Raw genomic sequence first — 24951 nt, 5'->3', positions numbered from 1 at the left:
TCAATTATCCGATTACGCTTCCCAGTTCTTTGGCGGCTGCCATGCTAATGCCCTTGTAGAACATGAATTCGGTCATGATGGCATGTTGCTCCTCTTCCGTCTGCGCGTGTACCGCCTGTTGCAGGCAAACTTTCATCTTCTCTTCGATGAATGCTTTTTTCAGCCTGAGAATATTGTTAAATGCCGTTCTGTCCAGTACATCTGTCTCAAAAGGCACGTAAATCTCGTATTTTTCCTGCCAAAGTTCGCTGAGTTCGTGTTTCTGGGTCAGCCATTCGATGGTAAGATTCCGGATGTCCACCTCGTGGTGTTGCAGGAAGTAGTCGGTGGTGAGGACGTTATTCCGATTAAAATTTTCACGGAACAAAGTCAGCAAATGGCTGTATACCGGGTCTTTCAGCTCGATTCCCTCGATTTGGCCCAACACATACTGGCAAACCGTGATCGTCGGTTCCAGCTCGCGCGCGCCATGTACCACGAGCAGGCGCACGAATGCTTCTTCCTGGTAATGCAGTTTGGAACGCTGAAATGTTTCCGGGGCAACTTCCTGGGGCGCGAAAGGATTTTCTTCCGGCTCGCCCGCAAAAGGCCCGAAGCCATCGCTGAACAATGCGTCCAGATCGTCGGGACCTTCCGGACCCGATTTTTGTGAACCCGCTGGTCCCGGACCAGCGAATCCCGGACCTGTATTGGTCTGCCGCGGTTGCCGTTCGGCCGGTTTGGCGGTTTGCTGCTTCCGGAGTAACTTATTCCCTTCGGTGATCAGCATTTGCTCGTCCACCCGCATCATTTCCGATGTACGGTGGAAAAATACCTGCCTTTTGATCGCGTCGGGGATCTTGACAATGCTATTGACGACCTCCTGGATCACCGCCGCCAAACGGAAAGGGTCGTTTCCGGCATCCTGCAACAGGATCTCCGTTTTGAAAGTGATAAAGTCCTTCGAAGCCTTTTTCAAATGCGCTTTGAATGCCTCCGCACCCACTCTCCGTACGTAGCTGTCCGGGTCTTCGTTGTCGGGGAAAAGGACGACATTCACATTCAATCCCTCCTCCAAAACAAGGTCCAGCCCGCGCAATGCCGCTTTGATACCCGCCATATCACCATCATACAGAATGGTAACGTTGGGCGTAAAGCGGCCGATCAGCCGGATTTGCTCGACCGTAAGCGACGTTCCCGACGAGGCAACGACGTTCTCGATCCCCGCCTGGTGCAGCGAGATCACATCCGTGTAACCCTCTACCAGATAGCAATGTTCAAGGCTTCGAATGGCATTCTTGGCCTGGTAAATGCCGTAAAGGACTTCGCTTTTATGGTAAACTTCGGTTTCGGGCGAGTTGAGGTATTTCGGCTGATTTTTGTCAGTTTTCAATATCCGCGCGCCGAAGGCGATCGTCTTTCCCGCAATATTATGGATCGGGAAAATGACCCGGCCGCGGAAGCGGTCGTAACCCGCCGTTTGGCTGCCTTCCTTGTGAATGAGCAGGCCCGCCTTTTCGAGGATTTCGGCAGAATAGCCCTTTTCTAATGCTTCTTTGGAAAACGAATCCCAGTTGTCGAGACTGTAACCCAGCTCGAACTTTTTACGGATTTCATTCGTAAAACCACGCTCCCGGAAATAACTCAGCCCGATTGCCTGGCCTTCCTCGCTATTGTGGAGCTGATGCTGGTAGAAGTTCTTGGCATAATTGAGGATGATGTACAAACTTTCCCGCGCATTCTGCCGGATGGTCTCTTCATCGGTAAGCTCCTCTTCCTCAATCTCGATATTATACTTGCCGGCCAGGTACCGCAATGCTTCGCCGTAGCCGATGCCGTCGATGTCCATCACGAACTTGATGGCATCGCCCGCGGCGCCGCAGCCGAAGCATTTGTAGATTTGCCTTACCGGGTTAACGTTGAACGAAGGTGTCTTTTCGTTATGAAAAGGGCAACATGCGCCGTAGTTAGCGCCTTTTTTCTTCAAGGACACAAAATCCCCTACCACTTCCACAATATCTGCGGCGTGCTTGATCCTCTCTACCGTTTCGGGGTTAATGCGCATAATGTTCTGTTGTTCAGTTTACGCGGTCGCGCAGCTTCACCGGATTTTTCGTCTTCTTATCCAGTCGCATATTCAGCAGCTCCACCAGGAACGAGAATGCCATCGCGAAATAGGCGTAACCTTTCGGGATTTCATAGTGGAATGCTTCCGCTACGAGCAGCGTGCCAATCATCAACAAAAATGACAGCGCTAAAATTTTGATGGAAGGGTGATTATTTACAAAATCCCCGATTTTGCCTGCAAAAGCGATCATAATGAACGTCGACGCGATGACGGCTATGATCATTATCGGCACTTCTTTCACCAGACCGACGGCCGTCAGGACGGAGTCGAACGAGAAAATGATGTTCAGCAATGCGATCTGGACCAGCGCGCTGCCGAATGTCATGGATTTTTTGGTTGAAATATCGCCCGACGGCAGGTCTTCGGCCTCGCCTTCGAGCTTGTGGTGGATTTCCTTGGTGGTGCTGTAAAGCAGGAAAAGTCCGCCGCCTAGCAATATCAGGTCGCGGCCGCTGAAACCATGCCCAAACAGGTTCAAAACATCTTCCTTGAGACCGATGACCCACGAAATCGCAAATAATAGCGCGATGCGTAACACCAGCGCGATAAGCAAGCCGTTATTTTGCGCTTTCTTTCTTTGATTAACAGGCAGTTTGCCGGAAACGATTGTGATGAAGATTACGTTGTCTATTCCAAGGACGACTTCCAGTAATGTCAATGTTAGCAGACTGATCAGCGCGTCGGTGGTAAAAAGTGATTCCATGAAATGAGTTGGTGAGTGTTAATTGCACGAAAGTAATCAGGCAGAGTAGTTTGAGCAATAATTACGCCAAATTTCCGTAATTTTGGGCAATAGGATAATCTGCTGAAAATATTTTAGGGAAATGTCCATTATTTTCTGATTAGAATTTAGAAATTCGCATCCTAAAGTTTTTTTCTGATCACTTTAGTTTGTTATTTTGCGGTATTGAAATTCAACTTGAAATTTATCTGAGCGATATATAGATATTAAAAATATAGTGTGTGTATAGTGTGAAACAGGGCATGGAAATTTTTCTATGCCTTTGTTTTTTATGGACTGTTTATCAATTAATTAGTACTATTTTCCTTCAATTTCCTGATACAATCCGAGCAAAATGTTCACCGTATCGGGAGCCTCGCCGGGCAGCTTAATCAACCGCCGCGCTTCTTCTAGTTTTTCCTTTAAATCAGTTTTCAAAATATCCTGAAAAATGCTGCAAAATGGCGGTCGCCTCACTGCTGCGGACGCCAGGACGGGAATCCCGAGATCACGTGCTTCGTGGATGGATAGCGACACGCCGTCGGTAGTGGTATTTCGGATGAACGCGTCGGAAAGGAGTAGAATGTTTTTGAAATCGTGTAAGTGACTGATAAAAAAGATGTTGTCTGAAATTTTCCGTGAGCATCTTTGGATGTACGATCGGTAGTTACCCGATGGGTCGGATATAACGAGCTGGTATTCGGGATAATCGGCGAACCGGTCGATCATTTCTGAAATCCCGTAAATCTCCCTTCCGTGTTTATCGAATGTCACATTCCACGCATTCGTGCAGAAGGTCGCGAGGTAAAACTTGCGGCGGAATGCAATTTCGGATTGTAGAGATGCCGGAAGCGGTCGTATTTCAGGATCGGCGATGTAGGTTGAAATCTCGCGCGAGCGCGGGTTGCAACGTAGCGCCTGCACCAGGCCCGCACGCTCTTGTACGATGGGTATGTACGCGAGTCGCGCCGATAATTTTACGGCCCGGTTTCCCACTGCATCATATCTTCCCCAGGCGCCGTGGTAGGTGATAATCAGTTTCTTGCCTGCAAGTCGGCAGAATATCGCGGTTGCAAGCTGCACAGCGGGATTCGAGACATGGATATGAATGGTATTGTATTCAATTATTTTGATAAGAATTCTGTAAACGGAGGTTGTTCCGGTATCACAGAACCCGAAACCAAACTCCTTCCGGCGCAGACTTTCCGTCAGCCTCTTCACATGCATACTTACGCCCCCGATTGGCGGCGGCATTTTCCCGATAATCAGCAGCTTAGCCATGATCGGGAGTCGTGGATTGGTTTCTGATGCTTTTGGAATAGTAGTAAATGCAGATCAGCAGGAGCGGAGCAATGCAGTTGACCGTGAGACTTTTGGCAGGTATAATCACAAAAACGTACCCTACCGAATGCACAAACACCCAATAGGCCACTAATGCAGCCAGCAGCAGCCGGTGTCCGCGTTCCTGCTTTGATGTTTTGAATAAATAACCTCCCAGCACTGCGAACAACCCATAATGATACAGCATCCCGACCAGCCCCTGCTCAGCTAAGACCGTGAAAAACATCGAATGGGCTTCGCGGTAGCCGGGCCCGAGTATTTCAAAACTTCCTAACCCATGCCCGTAAAGAGGACTTTCGAGAAATAACCGGTACGCAAGCTTCTGAATCTCCATTCGGCCACTCGCCTCCCGAATTCGCTGTAAAACCGGCCCGGTAGCCTGAAAATCAGCGAAACGCAATTGCCAGGAATAGGCAAGCTCGGTATTTGCGAGGTCGATCCATTCGCGGAAGCCCGCACCTAGAACGAGGCCGATCAGGGCCAGCCACAATGCATTCTTCCAGGTACTTATCATCCATAATGAACCGAGCAGGTAGGGTAGCACGATAAACACCGCGCCGCGCGAGAACGACAGCATTACCACGAGTGCGAAAAGCAGGAACAGCAACGGTTTGAAGAGCCAGGAATGTGCCGTGCGCCCGGCGTAGCGCAACGCAAATGGCCAAAGGAGTATGAAATAGGCCATTGTCACATTGGTATCCGAAATATTTCGCGTTACCAGGAGGTTGCTGGCGCCTTTGTATTGCGCCCCGTAGAATACAAGGCCGAAAGTGCCGAGCGCGAGAATGACGAAGGTCAGGCAAAGCGACCGCTCCAAATCGGTCGGAAATGAGGGGCGTTTTGAGAGGATATTAAGGTAAAGGAAATACAACGGAATGGTGAAAAGGATCAACGTAAATGCGCCGGTGATGATCCCGGACAGGTTCGGAGAAATGGTGATGAACAGAAAATGCAATGCAAGCCACGACGCCAGGATGCACTTTTCCAGGATGTTAAGGTTCGTTGTGAACCGGATCACTACCGATAGCATGTACAGGTCGACCAATAGGAAAGGGAACAACCGCCAAAGCGAGTTGGCACCGGCGGGGAAATCGTATTTCTGAAATAAGTGCAAAAATTGGCTCAGGACCGGGATACTGAGTACATGAAAAAACTTGTGCTCCGAAGGAGTGACCAGCGTGACTACACAGTAGACATAAAAGCCGATAACAAGCACCGTTTGCAACCTGTTTTCGCCGAAAATAAGCAGTGAATCGAACAGCATCGTCGCGATTGAGACGATGCCGATCGATAGTAATGCTTTGCTGCCCGCACCGATGATCAGTCTAACCATTCCCGGATATATTTTGTGGTCAAAAACACAGAATCGGGTGTGAGGCGATCAATGATGGGATTTATCGTATTGATCAGATCAGTCGGTGTAGATGTACCAGCCAATGCTTCATCCAGCTTCGCGAACAATTCTACGCGATTGTAAACGATGTGTTCTTTCAGGCATTTTTGGAGCGGCAGTTGGTGAGAATAGTCATAAAACCGCCTCACCGAACCCGCATAATGTACTCCCGGATCGGCGTCGTAGGCGATACTGATGCACGGCTTGCCACATGCGGCGGCGTCCAGCAGCATCGTGGAAGCCACCTGCACGCATACATCGCAAGCGGCCAATTGGTAATGCAGCGTTTCAAGGAAGTCTGCCGGGGGTACCTGTCCTGTTTTTTCACTAAATGGCTGGAAAAAGGAAAGATTTCGAATTCCCCGGAAACATTCGTATCGCCTCGGATCATCGCAGGGATGGCATCTCACGAAGATGGTAATATCCGTCCGGCTTTCCGCATAGGCGAGAAGATCGCGGATAATGTAGTTTTGGCAGGAGTGATGCTTTACCGCGCCGGTCGAAAAAAGGATAGTCTGCGTTTTGGGATTCATTTCTGACAAGTCGGCTGAACGCAGGCCCGGCGGCTCCCGGAAATATCGGTCAAACCGTGGAATGCCCGCAATGCGTACTAGCGCATTCTCCCCGAAAATTGCGTGGAACCGCTGATATTCAAGCGCCATCGTTTTGTTCCAAACCAGTATTTTACCGGATTCGCTATTGATAATGCCTTTCGAGGTCAGATTATCCCAACTGACAATGATCGATATGCACGGGATTCCGTGTGGTTTAAATGAATTAGCAACCGCATTCTCGCGCAAGTCGAACGGCGACGTCGAAACCACTGCCTGAAAGTGGTGGTCCCTCAGCGATGCATAGAGATTCGGTCGTGTCGTGCGACGGATCAGCCAATTCCGGATAAGTACCATCAGCCAGCCACTCAGAAAGCTGAGCGCAGGGCTTTTCCGGGAAATGCAGAAAAGCCAGTGAAACAGGCGCCCGCGTTCCAAAAGCTTGATGCGGATCGTTCCCAGGCCGAAATAATGCCCGAAAAGTAGTGTCTGGACAGCTCGGAGCCATTTCACAAGCATGGAAATGGCCGGAACAGGCGTGGGTAACCAATGCATATCCAGTCGGAAGTGCCTGTTGAAACGGTCAATATCTTCGGCCGCCATTAAATCCGACATCACCGAGATCCGGTAATATTTGCCCAGCTCTCCCATCAATCCGGAATGGATCACATTGAGCATCGCAAACGGATTGGTAATTAGTATGAGAATAGGCTTTTGGTCTGATCTTTCCATTGTGGAAGAAGGGTTTCGGCCCGCGCCCAATCGGCAGGCGTGTCTATATTGATCCCGAATGCATTTTCATTGAGCCAGGCGGCTGTTTTACCGCCGGTTAGCACTCCCTCGCGGATGAGCGATGTGCGCGCGATGTAAATCTCGCCGTCTCGATAGTAGGCAGGCGGCAGGTCCTGGCGTCGTGTAACAGGTGCGCGATCCGGACTGTCTATCGCCTTTTCAAATCGGCCTTCCCTTAATGCATATGTCCAAAATGGGTTGAATGCGTCTGGAATTTTTCTGACCGTGATCAGGCTATCGGCGTTTTTCTGAATGATGTGACGAATGGTCGCGTCGATGATACCCGGCGCGCGGAACGGGCAGGTGGGTTGGAGCAGTACCACGTATTCAAAATCTCCCCAACCCTGCACGGCGAGATTCAGCGCATGAGCCAGCACGTCGATCATCGGTGAATGGTCCGTAGCGAGGTGCGCCGGCCTCAGAAAAGGTGCCGTCATTTTTTCAAAGCAATTGGCGAAAAACGCGGTTTCAGGGCAATCCGTCGACACCAGAATGGTATCCAGCAATTCCGATTGCCCGGCTGCTTCGAAAGTGTATTGTATGAGCGGAATTCCGTCGAGCAATTTCATATTCTTGCCAGGAACCCCTTTTGACCCCATTCGCGCGGGAATGAGGCCCAGGATTTTAGGAAATGATGTCGTCATGCCGGTAGGAGGTGTTTTTTGAGAATAAATGGGATGTTGGCAAGCTGTTCGGCGATCCGTTCTCCCGCATGGCCTTTCCCGTACAGCGTCACGGGCGGGTAAGGGCCGTGCGTGAGCTGGTGCCGAACGGCGGATATAATGGCCTCTGTGTCCGGAATGCAATCCATCACGTTCGGGCCGCGTTCCCGGCCGCGTTGTCTACTCCCGATATTCACGGCAGGCACACCCAACGCGCTGCATTCGCGTATCCCGACGCTGGAATTGCCGACAAAGCATGCGCAGTTTTTGAGCAGCCGGATGAAGTGAGCCGATTCCATGTTTTTGAAAAAATGAAAGGGAAGTTCAGGGTGCTGCTCACGAAATGCGCGTATACCCTGGGCGGTACCGGCTGTTCCGGGATCGGCGTTGGGCCAGAACCAGACGCTGGGGATATTCAGTGCTGCTATGGCATGTAATGTGTTGCCGATCTGCCATTTGGAATGCCCTGTCTCGGTGGTAACGGGGTGTTGCAGTACTACCAGGTACGGCTGATCCAGATCCGGCTCAGAGCCTACGCCTCCGTAAATTTCATAAGGATCAAAATCACGATCCTTATACCGATGTAACAGATCGATGGATGGGCAGCCGGTGTAAAAAACCTTTTGCGGGGAAAGTCCCATGTGAATGAGCCGTGCGCGCGCGTTTTCGGTAGCGACGAAATGCAGGTCGGCGAGTTGTGAAATGCTGTTCCTGATCCGGTCGTCGATGTTACCGGTCATTTCGCCGCCCTGAATGTGGGCAAGCGGAATATTCATGTTTACGGCTGCAATCGCCGTTGCAATGGTTTCGAACCGGTCGGCGACGGTGACCACGACGTCCGGACGATGGTTGGCAAAAAAGGTCGCCAGCTCGATCACGGCCAGCCCGGTCGTCTTGGCGGAGGCCGTATCGCTTTCTACATCCAGCAGATTAGGTATGATGGCTGAAACCGGCAGTGCTTCGGCTTCCAGATATGGAATGATATTGCCAAACCTGTCGACCAGCGCGCTGCCGGTTACGACTATTTGCAAATCGAGCCTTGGGTGAGCCTGAATGGCCGTCAGTACGGTTTTGATCCGGCTGTAACTGGCCCGGGCGGTGATTACGACGCAGATTTTACGCATGGGTGAGGTGGTTTTCGGTGAGAAATTCCCATTGCGCGATATCTCGCGTCAGCGTTTTACCCAGTACTTCCTGATAACGTGTAGGAGCCAGGCCGAAACCAGCCGGTTTCTTGGTTTCAAGATCGGTGCATTGGATTTGCTCTCCTTTCCGCAGGTCGCGATTTACGGCCAGGGATTTGCCGAACATGCTTTTCAGCCGTGAAAAATTTGCGTTCGTATCCTTGTTTACGGGAAAATTCAATGCGGTCTCTATCCTGCGAATGCCAGCGATGAGGGTGGCCGCCTGCCGCAAAGTCAGCGAGGATGTGGCATCGGGATTGCTCATCCGCTTATCGAATGTGACATGGAATTCGAGCAGGCGCGCTCCCAGTGAAGCGGCTGCAAGGCAAGCGAAAATGTCGCCCGAATGGTCTGAGAAGCCTACCGAAATCTGGTAGCGCTGACTCATTTCGAACATCACATTCAGCCCCCATTGATGTGGCTTGGCCGGATAGGCCGTTGTGCATTGAAGAATGGAAACGGTCGTGCCCCGCGCTTGCAGGAATGCCACGGCAAGGTCGAGTTCCGTCCATGAGCTCATCCCGGACGATAATATGACCGGTTTTCCCGTTGTGGCGATCTTGTCCAGCATCGGCAGGTTGTCCACTTCACCCGACCCGATTTTAAAACCGACCACCCCGATCCTGTTCAATAATTCCACCGCTGCCAATGAGAACGGGCTAGCCAGAAAGTCCAGCCCGGCTTTCTCGCAATGCTTTTTCAGCCCTTCCCATTCCTCCGCGCTGAATTCCATACGTTTCCAGTAATCATAGCGCGATCCATTCTGATAGGGCATCTGAACGCGAAAATCTTCGTAAATACTACTTTCGGCGTCGGCGATGTGAACCTGGAACTTGGCCGCATTAGCTCCTGCTTGTGCAAGCGCATCCACATACGCATGCGCGAGGCCGATGCTGCCTTCGTGTGCCTGGCCAATTTCTCCGATAACATAAATATGCTGTTTCATAGGTGTGTTTTTTTGGGTTGAATGAATGCTAATAGTAATTGTACTGATACCGGTGTAAGTCGCGGGTGCCGTTGATAACGATTTGTAAATCAGGCAATTGCTCACTTGCTTTCTGCAATTCCGCGAGTTGATGGATGAATGTGAAATGTTGCCTGACGATGTACAATGTCATGTCTGCATAGGGACCGAGTAGCCGCGCGTCGGCGACTAACCCCACGGGCGGGCTGTCGAGCAGCACATAGTCGTACCCAGCTTTGAGTGCCGGAATAAGCCCCGCGATTTTGGGCGAAAGCATAGTATCGTCCATCGACTGCATGCCGGCCGCGATAAAATCAAAAGGCGGCCCGTTGGCACATTGCTGAATGAGTAGGTCCTTTTCCAATGCGATGTGTTCCGTTACACCTTCGGGGCGCAGGTTCAATAGGGAGGCGAGTGTAGGCTTTCTCAGGTCGAAGTCGACAAGCAGCACCTTCCTGGATGCGAGCGCGAGCGAATGCGCGAGGTGCATTGCTACGAACGATTTGCCTTCATCCGCCATCGAGGAAGTCAGAAGTACCACGGTATTTTGCCGCTCGCCGACAACAAACTGGATATTCGTGCGTAATGAACGGAACTGTTCCCGAAGCAGGCTGCGGACGTTGTTCCTGCTTAACCTGTCCGCGCGGCTTTGCTGGCTGATTTCTCCGATAATCGTCACATCGCATTGCCGCGAGATATCGTCCTTCGATGTGATTTTGTTGTTGAAGATTTGCCCAACATAGATCACACAGGCGGGCGCAAGCAGACCTGCAAGGAAGGCAACGAGTATTGTAAGCTGCCGGTTGGGTGAGACAGGTAGCGGGCTGGCCTTTGGTGGATCGATTACCCTTGCATTGGCAATGTTAGCCGAGCGGGAAATCGCTGTTTCCATCCGCTTTTTAAGCAAAAACAAATACAACTCCTGCTGGATACCCTGCTCGCGTGATTGCGACAACAATGCACGCTGATGCCCCGGCAGCCGCGAGATTTCGGCCTCGAAACCTTTGCCATATGCATGAATGGCGGAAATGCTTAAAGCCAGTTCCTGTTTCTGATTTTGAATCGCGTCGAAAAGATTGGTTCTCAGCACCTCCATCTGCTTTTCGATAGACCGGATGTCGGGATGACCGGGAGCGAGCGAGGCCAGCGCCCTGGTACGCGACAGCTCCATTTCATTGTATTTCCCTATCAAAGCTTCAAAATTGCCCTCTTGCGGATATAATGCGGAGGGAATGGCCGCCGAGGGCTTTGCACGCAAATGTCCTTCCAGCAGCTTCACGATTTTCAAATGCACCGCCAGCTGCTTTTCCTCCGATGCATTTGTATTCAAATTTTGCAGCGCCTGGCGGCTGTCTTCCGCCATATCGATCACCCGGTGGCGCTTACGAAAATGCTCGATACGGGTTTCAACCTGAACCAGTTCGGATGAAATGCGCGCCAGATTGGCATTGATGAACGCGATAGTGTTGTCCGCGACTTTATTCTTTTCCCCGATACTCGCCTTTTGATATCTGGAAATCAATTGCTTCAAAATGGCCTCGCCTTTTCACGGTAAAACGTCCTGGACAGTTAGATTGACGAGACTGGCCGTTTTGTTCGGCGTCTGAATGCTCAAAAGGCGGGCATAATGGTCGAGTACCGTCTCGCTGCCTGAGATTTTAAAGGAATATTGATAGTCCGAAGCAGGTTTGAAACCGGTCGTATCGACGATTGCCAGGCCGTGCGGTAGCATCAATTGCAGGCCAAATTTGCCCTTGTAATTGCCGGTGGAAGTTTCAAGCGTAAATGTGCTGTCGGTATCCCGGGTAATGCGGTAAGTCCCAGGTCTTATGGGACGCGATTCGATGAACCTGATCTTGTAAGGTGTTTTCTCGTAGAGTTCGGTCGTTTTGAGGTGGCCGGAAGCGAGGTATTGTGTAGTTAAATGCAGGTCACCGATGACCTGGCTCAGTAATGTGCGGCTTTTAAGTATTTCAATCTCGTTCTCGACACTACTCGTAGCGTCGGGCAGCCCGAGTTCTTCCAATAAAGCTGTTTCATGAAAATCGCTTCCCCTCGAATCATCCCCTACCATCAGCGAGGCCGTGATGGTATAATGCGGCGTTTTGTATCGCAGGAATGCTAATCCGAGGAGGACCGACACCAGGGGAGCGATGAGAAACCAGTACCAGCGGAACCGGATGGCTTTCCAGAGCGGGTTCTCGGCCCAGTCTTGGAAGTGCGCGAAATCTGTATTTTTTGTTTTGTTTGCCAGCATTGCATACACGTGTCAGGTGATAGCATTTAGACGCAGGCTTGTAATTTTGGTAACGCGACTTCTACAAAAATTTTTTTGAAAAATTTCCGGACAAATAAAAAAGCCTGTCTCAACGGCTTGAAACAGGCTTTCTAACAATAAAATATTTTTAAGAATCGAAATGTACCTTCACTTTTTTGAGTGCTGAGGCTACCACCTGGTGCATATCGTAATACCGGTACTCGGCAAGTCGTCCACCGAAAATGACGTTCGGTTCCTCCGCTGCGAGCGCTTTGTATTGATTGAACACCGCCGTATTCTTATCGTCATTTACCGGGTAATAAGGTTCGGCGCCTTTCACCCATTCCTGCGGGTACTCGTGCGTGATCACGGTTTTGGGCTGTGTGCCGAATTCAAAATGCTTATGCTCGATAATGCGGGTAAAAGGAGTTTCACCATCTGTATAGTTCACCACCGCATTTCCCTGGTAGTTTTCCTGATCCAGCAACTGGTTATCGAAGCGAAGGCTGCGGTATTCGAGCTGGCCAAACCGGAAATCGAAATATTCATCGATAGGGCCGGTGTACACGATGGTTTCCGCCAATGCGGCAAGTGATTCCCTTTCTTTGAAGAAATCCACACCCAGGCGAACGTCTACATCTTTGAGGAGTCCTTCGGTCAGTTTATTGTAGCCGCCGATCGGAATGCCCTGGTAGCGGTCGTTGAAGTAATTATTGTCGAATGTAAATCGAACCGGGAGCCGTTTGATAATGAATGCAGGCAGTTCGGTGGCTTTTCTTCCCCATTGTTTTTCCGTGTAGGCTTTGATCAGCTTCTCGTAAATGTCGGTTCCCACCAGTGAGATCGCCTGTTCTTCCAGGTTTTGAGGGTCTTTAATACCTGCCTCTTCCACCTGCTGACGGATTTTTTCCTTCGCTTCTTCCGGCGTGCGCACCTTCCACAACTGGTAGAAAGTGTTCATATTGAATGGAAGGTTGTAGAGCTCTCCATTGTAATTCGCGACCGGAGAATTGGTGTACCGGTTGAATTCTACGAACGAGTTGACATAGTCCCAGATATCCTTATCATTCGTGTGGAATATGTGTGCGCCGTATTTATGGACGTTGATGCCTTCGACATTCTCGCAATACACATTGCCGCCGATATGGTCGCGGCGATCGATTACCAGACATTTCTTTCCGCGTTTGGTTGCCTCATGGGCAAATACCGATCCCCACAGACCTGCACCTACTACCAGATAATCATATTGTTTCATTAATTCCCTGTTGCGTTGTTATGATGTGGCTAACTGATTTGGTGTGTGAATATATTAAAAAGAGAAAGGCTCCCGACGGGAGCCTTTCTCTTTCAGTCGTTTCTTCAACTATTAGGGAAGAAGTTTCAATTCTACGCGACGGTTTTTCTGCAATCCTGTGCGGGTTGCGCTGTCTGCGATAGGTTTGAATGATCCGAAGTAGTCTACGATCACTTTGCTTGGGTCTGTCAGACCAGCTTCGTTGATCAGGTAGTTTTTCACTGCATCTACGCGGCGTTTCGAAAGCGAGACGTTGTAACGGTCAGATGCACGACGGTCGGTGTGACCAGCCAGTTGCAAGCGGCATCCGTTTTTGTTCATCAATGCTGCTACGTTTTTCAGCAATTCCTGGAATTCAGGTTTCAATACGTTTTTGTCGGTATCGAATGTTACGTTCGCAAAGATCTCGGAGCAAGCTGCGCCTGTTGCCAATGCGTTTTTCACGTAAGAATCGAAGTCGAGTACGCGACCGGCACCGTCAACAATGCTTCCTGCCGGTGAGTTTGGCTCTTTATCGAAGAAGTCGGATACACCGTCACCGTCGGTATCAAGCAACAAACGTGGGTCGATATCTTTTGGACGGTTTGCTTTTGCAACGGAGTCCATTTCTTCGAGTGTAAGGATTTTCGGAGGCTTAACCAGTACTCGTGGGTCTGTGTAACGCAGGTGGTAGTAACCGCCTTCTTCTGGTTTGTAATCCCATTTGCCGTCCACTTTCGCAACTTTCAAAGGCTTTTTGCCCAGTTTGTAAGTTACCTGGATTGCACCGTATCCGTAGCTGTCAAGCTCAGAGTTTCCTTTGTGGGAAGTTTTCTGATCTTTGATGTTGAAGCTGTTAGGCGTTCTGTCGTAGTCACCACCGTAAGTAGCGTCAAGGTAGTCAGAATTGGTGTGAGTCAAACGGAAGTCAACACCGATATCGATTCTTGGCGTTACTTCGTAGTTGATGTTCAAACCGGTTGGAACGATCCAGTCGTTCATGTTGCCTGTTTCACGAAGCTTCACACCACCTGTCAGGTCATATGCCGTAGCATCGTAGAACACCTGACCGATACCTGCATACGCATCGATTTTCCAGCGCTTCATTTTGTTGGGCCCCATCAGAAGACCTTTCAGGTTAACAGTTCCTGAAAGCGATACATCGAAGTAGTTTCCTTCAAAATAGCGGTTATAATTACGACGTTTCATACCTCTCAGGTTACCCAAAGATGCGTCCAGGCGAGCGCCGAACAGGTAGGAAAGTTGTTTGTTCAGTGTGAGGCCTCCTTGAAAAGTTCCGGATTCCTTGTGGCTGTCAGAGTTGGTTTTGGTAACAGGCCAGAAGTCATATTCTCTTAAATCACCAAAAAAGAGCGTCGGGCCAAAGTGTGCGGAAATTGACCAGGTGTTCAATTTGTAGGGGCCATCGTACGTCGCTTTTGGATTGTAATCCGGAGAATTCGGTTGCACCAGCGGCTGTGCGAATGAAGGCAGCGCCATCATTGCTCCCAAGGCAAACGAACCAATCAACTGGGATACTTTTTTCATACTATTCAAGTTAGCGTTATTAAGATTAACTAGGATTGATCTATATCCAATTTTATGAGTAAAGTTATATATTGTTTTCACGGCTAATCGCAACATTAACCAAATGCCTAGTGCGCACAAAAATAGGTTATCAATATCACTTAATCAACCGCAAGTTGATACAAATGGAAAAGTTTCCTGATATTTAATTCAAATTTTACCCGAAAGAAACCTCCTTTTTTGAACTTTCAAAGCCGTTGATTCAATTTTTTTTCCATTTCGCGCTTCCAGGAAGCGAAAGTTCCGTCGATAATTTTCTCTCTCGCGCTGTTAACCAGCCACAAATAGAACGTCAGATTATGGATGCTCGCAATCTGTGCCCCGAGCATTTCGCCCGACTTCACAAGATGCCTCAGATACGCCTTACTGTAAAATGTACTAACGTGTCCGCCAAGGCCTGCGTCTATCGGTGACAAATCATCCTTCCACTTTTCGTTGCGGATATTGATAATTCCCTCCGTTGTAAAAATCATGCCATTACGCGCATTACGCGTGGGCATCACGCAGTCAAACATGTCCACACCCAGGGAAATGCATTCCAGGATGTTCGCAGGCGTACCCACGCCCATGAGGTAACGGGGCTTATCCTTCGGCAGAATATCGCAAACCACTTCGGTGAGTTCGTACATGATCTCGGCCGGCTCGCCTACCGACAGACCGCCGATCGCATTACCTTCACGACCCGCGGAAGCGATAAATTCGGCTGATTGTTTCCGGAGGTCTTTGTAAACACTTCCCTGAACGATAGGGAATAACGTCTGGCTGTGGCCATAAAGAGGTTCCGTTTCATCGAATCTTCGGCAGCAACGAGTTAGCCATCGGTGTGTCATTTCCATGGATTTCCGCGCATACGTGAAGTCGCACGGGTACGGCGTGCATTCGTCGAACGCCATGATAATATCTGCACCGATCGTCCGCTGGATGTCCATCACGTTCTCCGGCGTGAATGTGTGTACGCCACCGTCAATGTGTGACTTAAATACCACACCTTCTTCATTTATTTTACGGCCGGTTCCAGCGAGCGAATACACCTGGTAACCGCCGCTATCGGTTAGGATCGGCCTGTCCCAGCCGTTGAATGCATGGAGCCCGCCAGCCTTCTCGAGAATGTCGAGCCCGGGGCGGAGATACAGGTGATAAGTATTACCTAATATGATTTGTGCTTTGACATCTTCCTTCAATTCGCGCTGATGAACCGCTTTCACGGTGCCCGCTGTACCCACAGGCATGAAGATGGGCGTCTGGATTACCCCATGATCCGTCTCTACCAATCCGGCCCTCGCTTTCGAATGGGGATCCTCAACTTGTAATGTAAACTTCATTAAAAGGTTTTAAATTGCTGGTGTGCAAAAATAGGGGTAACGTCTCGAACATTCCTGTCAATGACAGTATATTTGCATGAATATGGTAAAATTTTACATCTCTCTTCTGTTGTGGCCGATTCTTTACTCTATGCGCTAGGAGCGTTCGTAGTTGTTCAGTTATTCTATTATCTCTTCTTTTTTACAAGGCTGGCATTTTACGGAAAGGGCGCTAATTATGGCAATGCCATGCCCGGAGTAACCGTATTGGTGTGCGCCTGGAACGAAAGGGAGAACCTGACGGAGCTCATTCCGCTGCTGGACGCGCAGGAGTATCCCGAGTATGAAGTGATCCTGCTAGACGACCGGTCCGACGACGGGAGTGAAGAGTATATCCGCGAGCATATCAACAGCTGGAAAAACATCCGCTACATCCGCATTAACGACCAGTTCGACCACGTCACGCCTAAGAAATATGCATTGACCGTCGGCATGAAGCAGGCCAAATATCCCATAGCGCTCATGACCGACGCCGATTGCCGTCCCGCTTCGAATCACTGGATCACTGCAATGACCTCCCGGGTAACCGATGATAAGGATATCGTTTTAGGTTTTTCACCTTATTTCAAACAAAAGGGCTTGCTCAACTGGTTTATCCGCTGCGAAACCTTCTATGCGGCCGTTCAGTACCTGTCTTTCACACTGGCGGGAATGACGTACATGGGCGTCGGCCGTAACATATTATATAAGCGCTCCGTATTTTTTGCGAACAAAGGCTTTTACACACACAAGCACGTATTCGGGGGCGACGACGATATTTTCCTGAACGAAGTGGCCACCAGCTCTAACACCACCATTTCGATCGAAGAGGATTCATTTGTTTATTCCATTCCCAAAATCAACTGGAAAGACTGGTTCCGTCAGAAGCGCCGGCACATTTCCGTAAGCCGGTACTACAAGCCGCGGAACAAAATATTGCTCGGAATGCTCTCCGCGGCACACATCGGCAGTTGGTTGCTTGGATTGCTGACGCTGGCCTGGGGGTTGATCACGAAGGATATGTTGTTACTGCAATACCTCGGGATCGTTTTTGGCGTACGGTGGGCTATTCAGTGGTTTCTGCTGATCATTATTAATGTCAAGCTGGATAAAACCGTGGAGTGGTTCAGCTTTTTACTGATGGACTTTGCACTTTTTGTTTATTACCTCGTTTTCGGGTTTTTGACCATGACGAGCAGAAAACCCCGTAAATCATGGAATTGATTAATAAATACTTCCCGAACCTGACGGCAGACCAGCGCGACAAGTTCGGGCAAATGGGCGAGTTGTACGAATATTGGAACGCCCGCGTGAATGTGATTTCCCGTCAGGATATCGAAACCTTATATGAACGCCATGTCCTGCATTCATTGGGTATTGCCAAAGTGCAGCAATTTCGCGCCGGCACGGCGATTCTCGACGTCGGTACAGGCGGCGGCTTCCCCGGCGTTCCGTTGGCGATCATGTTCCCGGAAGCGCAGTTTCACCTCGTCGACAGCATTGGCAAGAAAATCCGCGTCGTGCAGGAAATCGTCGAAGCATTAAAGCTTGACAACGTGCGGGCGGAGCAGGTACGGGCCGAAAGGCTCGACGACAGCTATGAATTCGTGGTAAGCCGGGCAGTAACCCGAATGGCGCCGTTTGTAGGTTGGGTAAAAAAGAACATCAGCCGCAACTCCTTCCACGACCGCAGGAACGGTATTTTATATCTCAAAGGTGGCGACTTATCCGAAGAGCTCTCCGAGATCAGAGAAAAGCCGCAGATTTACGCGCTTTCCGACTTTTTCGGGGAAGAATTCTTTGAAACTAAGAAAGTCGTATACGTACCTTTGTAAGCATTCAATTAATAACCTATTCAAATATGAACGAGCGATTCAGCGCCAGCGGGCTCATGAACCCGTTTTTCCCCGACGAAATCACCTTCGGAGAAAAAGGGGTGACCTTCAAAGTCAGGAAACTTTTCAGAAGCAACGATAACTTCGTGTTTTACTCGGACATCTCGGGCGTCGAGATCGACAGCGGCATGTTCTTTTCTACGATCCGGGTCATTCCACGCATGCGTCCTGAAATAATTATCAATAATTTTACGAAGGGAGATGCCAAGAAAGTCAAGGAGTTAATCCTGGCGAAGGTGCAGGCGTAATATTTTTTTAAGTGCGACACTTGCGCTGTATAACTTGAATTACTAGATTTGCACCACAATTCGAGTACAACAACCGGATAATGATTCCCGAATAGCTCAGCCGGTTAGAGCATCTGACTGTTAATCAGAGGGTCGCTGGTTCGAGCCCAGCTTCGGGAGCTTGAAAATGAAGCGCTTAGCAAGAGATTGTTAAGCGCTTTTTCTTTGGTTGCAATACTTGGCGGATCAGGCATCAAGCGGAAAACTTTGCTTACCCTTCGAATCAGCATGAAGAATTTTGCCACACTGGTGCTGATTGCAGCCAATATCATTTTCGGTATCCATCTTGTCCTGCAGGAGGCGCTTGGAGCAGAAGACGTCATGTTTTTTGTGTCTTCGGCGGTTTGTTTGTATGGGATCAGAAATGGCTTGTTCAATCGCGATCTCAACTTCGACGTTGAATTTTTTTACCATAACAAGCGCACCAAAATTCCACTTTCCTCTATTACGGCGATTAAGCTCAGCCTGAGCTCCGACCTTCAACATAATCGTTATTGGAGAATCCAATATAAGGTAGATGGCAGTAATCAAAAGTCTATCACGGCTTTGCCGTCGTTGACCAACGATAATTTCGTGAAATTTCTCAGAGCGGTTGAAGCTAGAAATCCGTCAGTCGATATGGATATGTTTGAATTCGAGCTGTTGTAGGGTTTAATACCTAAAACAACTTGGCAGGTAGGGGGCAAATAGGATTAAAAAATAGGGCTATTTACAATTGTATCTCCAAGTTAAGTTTAAGTTTGCGTCTAGATTCTTATCAATGTGCCTTCCGGATATTGGATAGCCATCTTCATTGTAAACATAGGATCTTGTGCAATTGTCACCCGAAAAGCCTGAGAATTTACTAGTCTTTTCTAAGACGTTTCCAAGTTCAGGAAATCTATCATCATTTAGAGATCCCTTATTTATATAGATACTTATTGGGCGCCAATCTGCTGAATTATAAGGACTATTTTTTCCATCATATTTAGTTACTACCCATAACTCTTCAACTCGATCACCAAATTTATGACCTGGTGAGGTGCTTATCATGTTACGAAACTCACTGACCGTTGAACCCTTTTCATCGACTAAATATTTAGTACATATTGTTAATCCCAGGCCGCGGACAAAGCTCTCCTTTTTAGAATAATCAGTCACAGTATTAAATTTGGAGATAGCAGCTGATACAAAAGCTTCAAAATTGGGATTATACATGGTTTCTAAACCATGGTCTCCATCTGGAAACCACGTTGATTGGCTTAAATGCCCCTTTGAATCGTATTCGAAGAATTCATAAGCACCTCTCGCAGAGACAATTTTTTCTAAGCGGCCCTGGGAGTTATAAAAAAATTCAGGCGTACCATTGCGAAACCAGTCTACTCCTTTTATCTGTCCGTCATTGTTACGTTCAATATTGATATCTCTACTGCCAGTAACTACTTTTAAAATAGATTTTTCGTCGTATAGATAAACGAATGCATCACTGTCACTGCCATAGTCGACTTGAAATTCAATAACCTGACACTTCGATGGTGAGTGTTGGGGGCTTGGAGTATCACTATGTTTACAAGATGCAATAACTATAATGATAAGTAGAAAGTATCGCAGATTTAAGAGCATTGTGCTAAATGGTTCTTGCTAAGAGGACACTAAAATACAACTTGTTTTTAACTTAAAATTAGAAAAATACAATTTTTTTCTTTTCACGATGATTAATGAATTCTGCGAAATCAAGATAGATTTTAATAGAACCAGCGTGTCGCAATGAGAGACTCGGTTGAGGTAATAAAAGCTGGTTTCATGGTTCATACAAATGCGTATATCGTGCCAGATTACATCGCCAGATTCGCTGGCTCTTCGACCTTCTTCGCTTAAAAACCATCCATACAATGACTGACGAGATAAAATTTAGATGGGAAGTTTTTGATATCAATGCAGCGTGCCATGCTTGGGAATGGTTTCGACTATAAACCTGAGCAATTACTTCCTGAATGAGGACAGGATTTGTTTCATTATTAAAATACATATTCCGCGTGGAACAGGTGATTTTCGACAATCCGCCAATGTCCCAACCCTGCCCCAAAACGCCGTTTCCGCCCATCGAATGGTGGTTGATCGACACCGTCGGACTGACGTCGTTTGTTCCCGGCGGAACCACGAGCGCTATCGAATAAGTTGCCCCGCCCAAGGCTACATTACCGCCGCTGGAAATACTTCCAACCGGCAAGCTTTGGTTAATAGCCCGACCAATCGAATGTCCCGCCCGTGTTCAGGATTTGATAAGTAACATTCTGGGCGATGGAAGCGGAGTTTGAGAAGACTGTCAGGATCCATAACAGCCTTAAAAATGGATTGGATACCCCCGTTGTTCGTGCTTTCTGACCGCAATAGCTGTTCATAATACTAAGTGTTTTAAACTTAGATAGTGGTACGCCGAAACGATAGTCCTAATTAGTAGACTTAAACCGGATCCACGATTCGGCAAGGTCCCTGATGGCTGTGTAGCTATACGGGGCTAGTTTCAGTTTTTCGTAAGTGGTAAGGTTCACAATGGCGAACATCCGCATGTATATCGGAATGGGCATCCAGTTTGCCAGGCTATATTCTATGATGTAGAACTCTGAGCGGGTTTCGCCCACAGCCATATTGGCGGTGTTGATGCTAAATGAAAAGTCATGAAAATCCTCAGAGTCGATCCCGCCCTGCGTCATGAAGAGGCTATATTGATTATTCTGCCCAACCGGCGCTTCTGCGATCCGCTTGAAAGTCAGCCTCACTTTATAGCTGATCGTGAAATTTTCAGTGCCGGTTTTAGTCCACGAATAGTATGGCCCGCTCCGTTCGAAAAGCGAATCGGTAGGCGTCAGCGTGGCAAAGGCCGTGGTATTGGAGCTGCCCGACATAAAGTCCAGTTTTTGAATCTCAAATTCACAAGGGAATGCCCGGGGCTGGCCGTTGAGCCTGGTGCAATTATCCACCGGCTCGGGGATCACGTGGTCGTCGGTGCAGGACAATGCAAAGGTCAGTACAAATAAAAGGACGGCAGAAAGCGGTCGGATTGCGGAGAAGTTTAGTTTCATAGTGAATGTACGGCGGGTTTAGGCAAGCAAATGGTTTGTAATCAGCAAGATACATATTTTGCGCGAAAAGTCAAATAAGATGCATTTTCGTATACTTAATTCGGTCAGATTGATATCGAGAAGTAGACACATTTTCATTTTAAATTAAGAACTTTATCAAAATCATTTTCACCGCAAACCTTATTCCCAAACCCATGTCCCAGCTCAAAAAAGAAGATATCAAACAGGAAGTGTTCGACCTTTACGACGATTACGCCCACGACCGCATCGATCGCCGCAATTTTGTGCAAAGCTTGTCGGCCTATGCCGTGGGCGGCGTGACGGTGGCTTCGCTGATGGGTTTCCTGATGCCCGATTACCAGGGGCAGATTCAGGTGCAGGCGGGCGATCCGCGTTTGCAATCGGATTATGTCAATTATGATTCGCCGAAAGGTGGGAAAACGATCAAGGCGCTTCTGTCGAAACCTGCGGATGCCAAGGGTAAGCTGGGAGGAATTGTGGTCGTGCACGAAAACCGGGGACTGAACCCGCATATCGAGGATGTGGCGCGCAGGGCGGCATTGGCGGGCTTCATTTCCATTGCGCCGGATGCGCTTTCGCCGCTGGGCGGGTATCCGGGTAATGACGACGCGGGACGTGAGTTACAGAGCAAGCGCGACCGCAATGAAATGCAGGAGGACTTCATCGCAGCCTATGAATACCTGAAAAACCACAAGGATTGCAATGGGAAAATCGGCGTGGTAGGCTTCTGCTTCGGCGGCGGTATTGCCAATATGATGGCCGTGCGCATTCCCGATCTGGCGGCTTCGGTACCTTTTTATGGCGGTCAGCCGGCTACGGAGGACGTTCCGAAGATCAAAGCGCCGCTATTGCTGCATTACGCGGCCCTGGATACGCGCGTGAACGAGGGCTGGCCCGCGTACGAGAAGGCATTGAAGGAAAACAAAAAGGAGTATACGGCATATATTTATCCGGAAGTAAATCACGGCTTTCACAACGACACGACGCCCCGTTACGACAAAGCGGCCGCCGAACTGGCCTGGAAGCGTACGGTCGACTTTTTCAAGGAAAAATTAGTGTAACGAGCGCAGCGGTTACATTGGCATTCCGGTCTGTCATGATAGAAATATTTGTTTCATCATTACCAAAGACCCTATGAAATGTCAATTACGATTATTGTTAGCGCTTTGTTTTCTCGTTTGTTTGAATGCTTGCTCTACGCAAGACCATATCATTCCCAGGAGAATAACCTTGAGTACGCCCGCATTCGAATACACCGGTGATTTCAAAATGCAGTTCAAAGTGCAGGTTGATACGCTTGGCGATTTGCCGGTTACCGAGTACGGTATTTTATACCTGAGTTTTTTCCGGGCTTCAAACGATACGGACTACACGCCCCGGATCGAGCATGGCGCGAAAATGCCGTTCGATCAGCCGATTGTTTTGGGTATTAACAACTACGTTTACACCGGTAATGCTTTCCAGGGCAAATACTTCTTTTACTACCGTGCCTATGCGTTGCTTTCCGACGGCTCGGTTGCTTACGGAGACATTAAAAGTTATACATTCCAGCCATAGCATCAAATAAAGTCCTGAAAAGCAAATCGCCCTGTGAAATATGTAGTTTCACAGGGCGATTGCATTATGGTCTTTGTCTGTTGAGGTAATCGGTATGGTATTGCCGGAGCTTCTGGTCGAGCTGGTAGCCGGTGCGGTAGCGCTCGCCTATTCGGAAGCCGCGGGTGTAGCTGTATTCCCAGCGGAATTCGTCAGTGGTACGGAATCGGGCTTTCTTACCCTGGGCGATTTTCCCGGGTGGAATTGGGACAGCGAAATTGAAACCTGCGGTAGTGCCGTTATTGGTTTTCATTAAATACAGGCCAATCTCTACATTCGTAAATTGCCTGATCAGATCGAACCGGGCGCCCTCGTCGCCCGCGAGATACCTTCCGCCCGACAGTTTCAATGTCACGTCCGGCTTGGAAAGCCGGTAGGCGGCATCGGCGACGAGAAGCAGGTTATTCATGTTTTCGTAGTAAATCCCGCTTTTGGTATAATAATACAAGCCGGTGAGGCCACCTTCCAGCCCGAATGACCACGGGCCGCTGAGATCCTGGTGGCGGTACTGGACGTTTACTCCGTATTGATCATTGTAAAAATAACCGGCGGAGGCGCTGACGAAATGCTTGCCGAATGCCAGGAACTGGTTCAGGAAAATGGGCGCCGGACGGATGATTTTCGGGCGGTTGTCCATGTCGTTCGTAATCGGGAAGAGCACGCCTGCATTCAGTGCCAGTCCTTTCCAGAGGTAAAACTGGGTTTGGAGCAAAACACTGGTATTGCTTTGCAAGGTTTTTTCGCGGTAGCCGAAATTCGCCGCAAATACCGGTTGAAGCCAGAAATCGAATTTGTACTTGTTAAGCAGAAATCCCGGCGCATGAAATTCGCCTTTCGCAAGCGGGCGATAGCTGATCCGCTTGTCCATCCTGTAAGCGCCTATGGGCACACCCTGGAACATAGGAATGAACTCCCTGCTGTTGGAATCGGGTAATGCGCGCTCCATTTCGAGCATGCCAATGTGCGGGTTGCGGTACAGCCGCTGCTCGTAGGCTACTTTTCCCGAGGTAGAATCGATGCTCAGGTTTTCGAAGTTGTTGAGCAATTTTTGTTTTTCGGAAACGGGCGCGGGCCTGGCGGGCTTCGCACGGGCTGCTTCCTGGTAATTACGTAACCTTCTGGGAAGCGGCAGCATATTCACGGCGTAGGAAGTGCCGAAAGTCACCTGGTCGAAGTTGATGATGCCTGCCTGAACGGTCCAGCGTTTGAAAAGTGTGGCATACAGACCTGCATTGAAATGCTGGCTGTCCCATTCGGCCATGAAGCCGGCCTTGTTATCCAACCGCAGGTTGAAACCTCCGAACGGTCCCGAAAGGTATCGGTAGGCGAGGTCTTTCTTGTGAATGATTTCGAGGCTTTCGAAAATATTGTAATTGCTTTTTTCCGATTCGTCGCGCTGGACAAAAATGGGGCTGCCGAACCCGGCTGTCACATCTGCGTAAAACCGGTTACCCAAACGGAGCGTTTTGCTCGCCACAAGCGCATTGGTGGACAATGAATTGTCGATCCCGAAAGGCGCCGAGAGGATGACCGCCACGGAAGGGCGCCTGGCGGTTTCTTTTAAAAGGACATACTTAATGTCGAGTTGCCTGTCGCCGATACCCTTCTGGCCCCGTTTCAGCTCGTTGTTGATCCGCAGCAGGTTGACGTTGATTTCCAGCCTGGGTAGCAATGTGATATTGGCAGAGTAAATGCCCTCCGAATTTTTGCGGTTGAACCTGAACCCGTAATTGATCGGGTTGAAATGGTAGCCAAACTGGAACGCGCCGTCGGTCGTTTGTTGGGCTGATGGAATGTATATCAGGCCCGGCTTGCCCGAAATGTTCGTTTGTGCGTGTATGTGATAGCTCAGACATAGAGCAAGCAGAAAGGGAAATAAAGCACTCCCCCTTCTGCTTCTAACAAATTGAATCATCCG

24 protein-coding genes and 1 tRNA gene are annotated in these 24951 nt (G+C 49.1%); 7 read left to right on the top strand and 18 right to left on the bottom strand.

All coding sequences use genetic code 11. The features are described 5' to 3' along the window. Positions 1 to 4 precede the first annotated feature (4 nt). The 13 genes from dnaG to tgt form a co-directional block, all read right to left on the bottom strand. Positions 5 to 2044, bottom strand: a complete 2040-nt coding sequence (dnaG, locus tag BMW93_RS22830; RefSeq protein ID WP_090381781.1) for a DNA primase — start codon at positions 2042 to 2044, stop codon at positions 5 to 7. A gap of 13 nt (positions 2045 to 2057) precedes the next feature. After that, positions 2058 to 2810, bottom strand: a complete 753-nt coding sequence (locus tag BMW93_RS22825) for a TerC family protein (RefSeq protein ID WP_090381779.1) — start codon at positions 2808 to 2810, stop codon at positions 2058 to 2060. A gap of 336 nt (positions 2811 to 3146) precedes the next feature. Continuing rightward, entirely contained in the window at positions 3147 to 4109 is a 963-nt protein-coding gene (locus BMW93_RS22820; RefSeq protein ID WP_090381776.1) for a glycosyltransferase, read from the bottom strand. Beyond that, entirely contained in the window at positions 4102 to 5502 is a 1401-nt protein-coding gene (locus BMW93_RS22815; protein ID WP_090381774.1) for an O-antigen ligase, read from the bottom strand. Before BMW93_RS22815 ends, BMW93_RS22820 begins: the two co-directional genes overlap by 8 nt. Continuing rightward, complete coding sequence (locus BMW93_RS22810) at positions 5490 to 6845, bottom strand: hypothetical protein (protein ID WP_143061707.1); 1356 nt, start codon at positions 6843 to 6845, stop codon at positions 5490 to 5492. The genes BMW93_RS22815 and BMW93_RS22810 overlap by 13 nt, the downstream gene beginning before the upstream one ends. After that, positions 6809 to 7549, bottom strand: coding sequence for a cytidylyltransferase domain-containing protein (locus tag BMW93_RS22805; RefSeq protein WP_090381769.1), 741 nt, complete (start codon positions 7547 to 7549; stop codon positions 6809 to 6811). The genes BMW93_RS22810 and BMW93_RS22805 overlap by 37 nt, the downstream gene beginning before the upstream one ends. Beyond that, the gene (gene neuC / locus BMW93_RS22800) at positions 7546 to 8691 is read right to left on the bottom strand and encodes a UDP-N-acetylglucosamine 2-epimerase (RefSeq protein ID WP_090381766.1); all 1146 of its coding nucleotides are present in this window, start codon (positions 8689 to 8691) and stop codon (positions 7546 to 7548) included. Before neuC ends, BMW93_RS22805 begins: the two co-directional genes overlap by 4 nt. Further along, on the bottom strand, positions 8684 to 9697 hold the full coding sequence (locus BMW93_RS22795; RefSeq protein WP_090381764.1) for an N-acetylneuraminate synthase family protein: 1014 nt from the start codon (positions 9695 to 9697) through the stop codon (positions 8684 to 8686). Before BMW93_RS22795 ends, neuC begins: the two co-directional genes overlap by 8 nt. A 28-nt stretch (positions 9698 to 9725) precedes the next feature. Then, on the bottom strand, positions 9726 to 11246 hold the full coding sequence (locus BMW93_RS22790; RefSeq protein WP_229240704.1) for a polysaccharide biosynthesis tyrosine autokinase: 1521 nt from the start codon (positions 11244 to 11246) through the stop codon (positions 9726 to 9728). Between the two features lie 15 nt (positions 11247 to 11261). After that, the gene (locus BMW93_RS35915; RefSeq protein WP_229240702.1) at positions 11262 to 11972 is read right to left on the bottom strand and encodes a Wzz/FepE/Etk N-terminal domain-containing protein; all 711 of its coding nucleotides are present in this window, start codon (positions 11970 to 11972) and stop codon (positions 11262 to 11264) included. Between the two features lie 148 nt (positions 11973 to 12120). Continuing rightward, positions 12121 to 13227, bottom strand: coding sequence for a UDP-galactopyranose mutase (gene glf / locus BMW93_RS22785; protein WP_090381762.1), 1107 nt, complete (start codon positions 13225 to 13227; stop codon positions 12121 to 12123). Between the two features lie 111 nt (positions 13228 to 13338). Beyond that, positions 13339 to 14793 (bottom strand): OmpA family protein, encoded by a 1455-nt coding sequence (locus BMW93_RS22780; protein ID WP_090381759.1) that lies wholly within the window; start codon positions 14791 to 14793, stop codon positions 13339 to 13341. Between the two features lie 227 nt (positions 14794 to 15020). After that, positions 15021 to 16154 (bottom strand): tRNA guanosine(34) transglycosylase Tgt, encoded by a 1134-nt coding sequence (tgt, locus tag BMW93_RS22775; protein WP_090381757.1) that lies wholly within the window; start codon positions 16152 to 16154, stop codon positions 15021 to 15023. Between the two features lie 60 nt (positions 16155 to 16214). On the opposite strand from tgt, the gene BMW93_RS22770 reads away from it, so the two are divergent. The 5 genes from BMW93_RS22770 to BMW93_RS22750 all read left to right on the top strand — a co-directional run bounded on the left by BMW93_RS22770 (position 16215) and on the right by BMW93_RS22750 (position 19002). Next, positions 16215 to 17396 (top strand): glycosyltransferase, encoded by a 1182-nt coding sequence (locus BMW93_RS22770; RefSeq protein WP_229240700.1) that lies wholly within the window; start codon positions 16215 to 16217, stop codon positions 17394 to 17396. Beyond that, entirely contained in the window at positions 17387 to 18007 is a 621-nt protein-coding gene (rsmG, locus tag BMW93_RS22765) for a 16S rRNA (guanine(527)-N(7))-methyltransferase RsmG (RefSeq protein WP_090381754.1), read from the top strand. Before BMW93_RS22770 ends, rsmG begins: the two co-directional genes overlap by 10 nt. Before the next feature lie 26 nt (positions 18008 to 18033). Beyond that, complete coding sequence (locus tag BMW93_RS22760; RefSeq protein WP_090381752.1) at positions 18034 to 18315, top strand: hypothetical protein; 282 nt, start codon at positions 18034 to 18036, stop codon at positions 18313 to 18315. A gap of 85 nt (positions 18316 to 18400) precedes the next feature. Then, a tRNA-Asn gene (locus BMW93_RS22755) sits at positions 18401 to 18474 on the top strand. A 108-nt stretch (positions 18475 to 18582) separates the two neighbouring features. After that, the gene (locus BMW93_RS22750) at positions 18583 to 19002 is read left to right on the top strand and encodes a hypothetical protein (protein WP_090381750.1); all 420 of its coding nucleotides are present in this window, start codon (positions 18583 to 18585) and stop codon (positions 19000 to 19002) included. 57 nt (positions 19003 to 19059) lie between these two features. Here BMW93_RS22750 and BMW93_RS22745 read toward each other — a convergent pair whose 3' ends face one another. From BMW93_RS22745 to BMW93_RS22735, 4 genes are all read right to left on the bottom strand, one after another. After that, positions 19060 to 19956, bottom strand: a complete 897-nt coding sequence (locus BMW93_RS22745; protein WP_090381747.1) for a hypothetical protein — start codon at positions 19954 to 19956, stop codon at positions 19060 to 19062. Positions 19957 to 20134: 178 nt separating this feature from the next. Next, on the bottom strand, positions 20135 to 20494 hold the full coding sequence (locus BMW93_RS35910) for a hypothetical protein (protein WP_229240727.1): 360 nt from the start codon (positions 20492 to 20494) through the stop codon (positions 20135 to 20137). A gap of 76 nt (positions 20495 to 20570) precedes the next feature. Beyond that, complete coding sequence (locus tag BMW93_RS35905; protein ID WP_229240698.1) at positions 20571 to 20735, bottom strand: hypothetical protein; 165 nt, start codon at positions 20733 to 20735, stop codon at positions 20571 to 20573. A gap of 48 nt (positions 20736 to 20783) precedes the next feature. Further along, the gene (locus tag BMW93_RS22735) at positions 20784 to 21416 is read right to left on the bottom strand and encodes a hypothetical protein (RefSeq protein WP_090381745.1); all 633 of its coding nucleotides are present in this window, start codon (positions 21414 to 21416) and stop codon (positions 20784 to 20786) included. Positions 21417 to 21610: 194 nt separating this feature from the next. On the opposite strand from BMW93_RS22735, the gene BMW93_RS22730 reads away from it, so the two are divergent. Both BMW93_RS22730 and BMW93_RS22725 read left to right on the top strand, forming a co-directional pair. Next, positions 21611 to 22498 (top strand): dienelactone hydrolase family protein, encoded by an 888-nt coding sequence (locus BMW93_RS22730; RefSeq protein WP_090381742.1) that lies wholly within the window; start codon positions 21611 to 21613, stop codon positions 22496 to 22498. Positions 22499 to 22667: 169 nt separating this feature from the next. Beyond that, positions 22668 to 22994 (top strand): hypothetical protein, encoded by a 327-nt coding sequence (locus tag BMW93_RS22725; RefSeq protein WP_090381740.1) that lies wholly within the window; start codon positions 22668 to 22670, stop codon positions 22992 to 22994. Between the two features lie 64 nt (positions 22995 to 23058). Here BMW93_RS22725 and BMW93_RS22720 read toward each other — a convergent pair whose 3' ends face one another. Continuing rightward, positions 23059 to 24948: a YjbH domain-containing protein gene (locus tag BMW93_RS22720; RefSeq protein WP_090381738.1), complete on the bottom strand. Its 1890-nt coding sequence runs from the start codon at positions 24946 to 24948 to the stop codon at positions 23059 to 23061. Positions 24949 to 24951: the final 3 nt, after the last annotated feature.

The organism is Dyadobacter sp. SG02, from assembly GCF_900109045.1.
Taxonomy (GTDB): domain Bacteria; phylum Bacteroidota; class Bacteroidia; order Cytophagales; family Spirosomataceae; genus Dyadobacter.
Note: the sequence above shows the minus strand (reverse complement) of the source record. Positions and strands in the feature narration are given on the sequence as shown.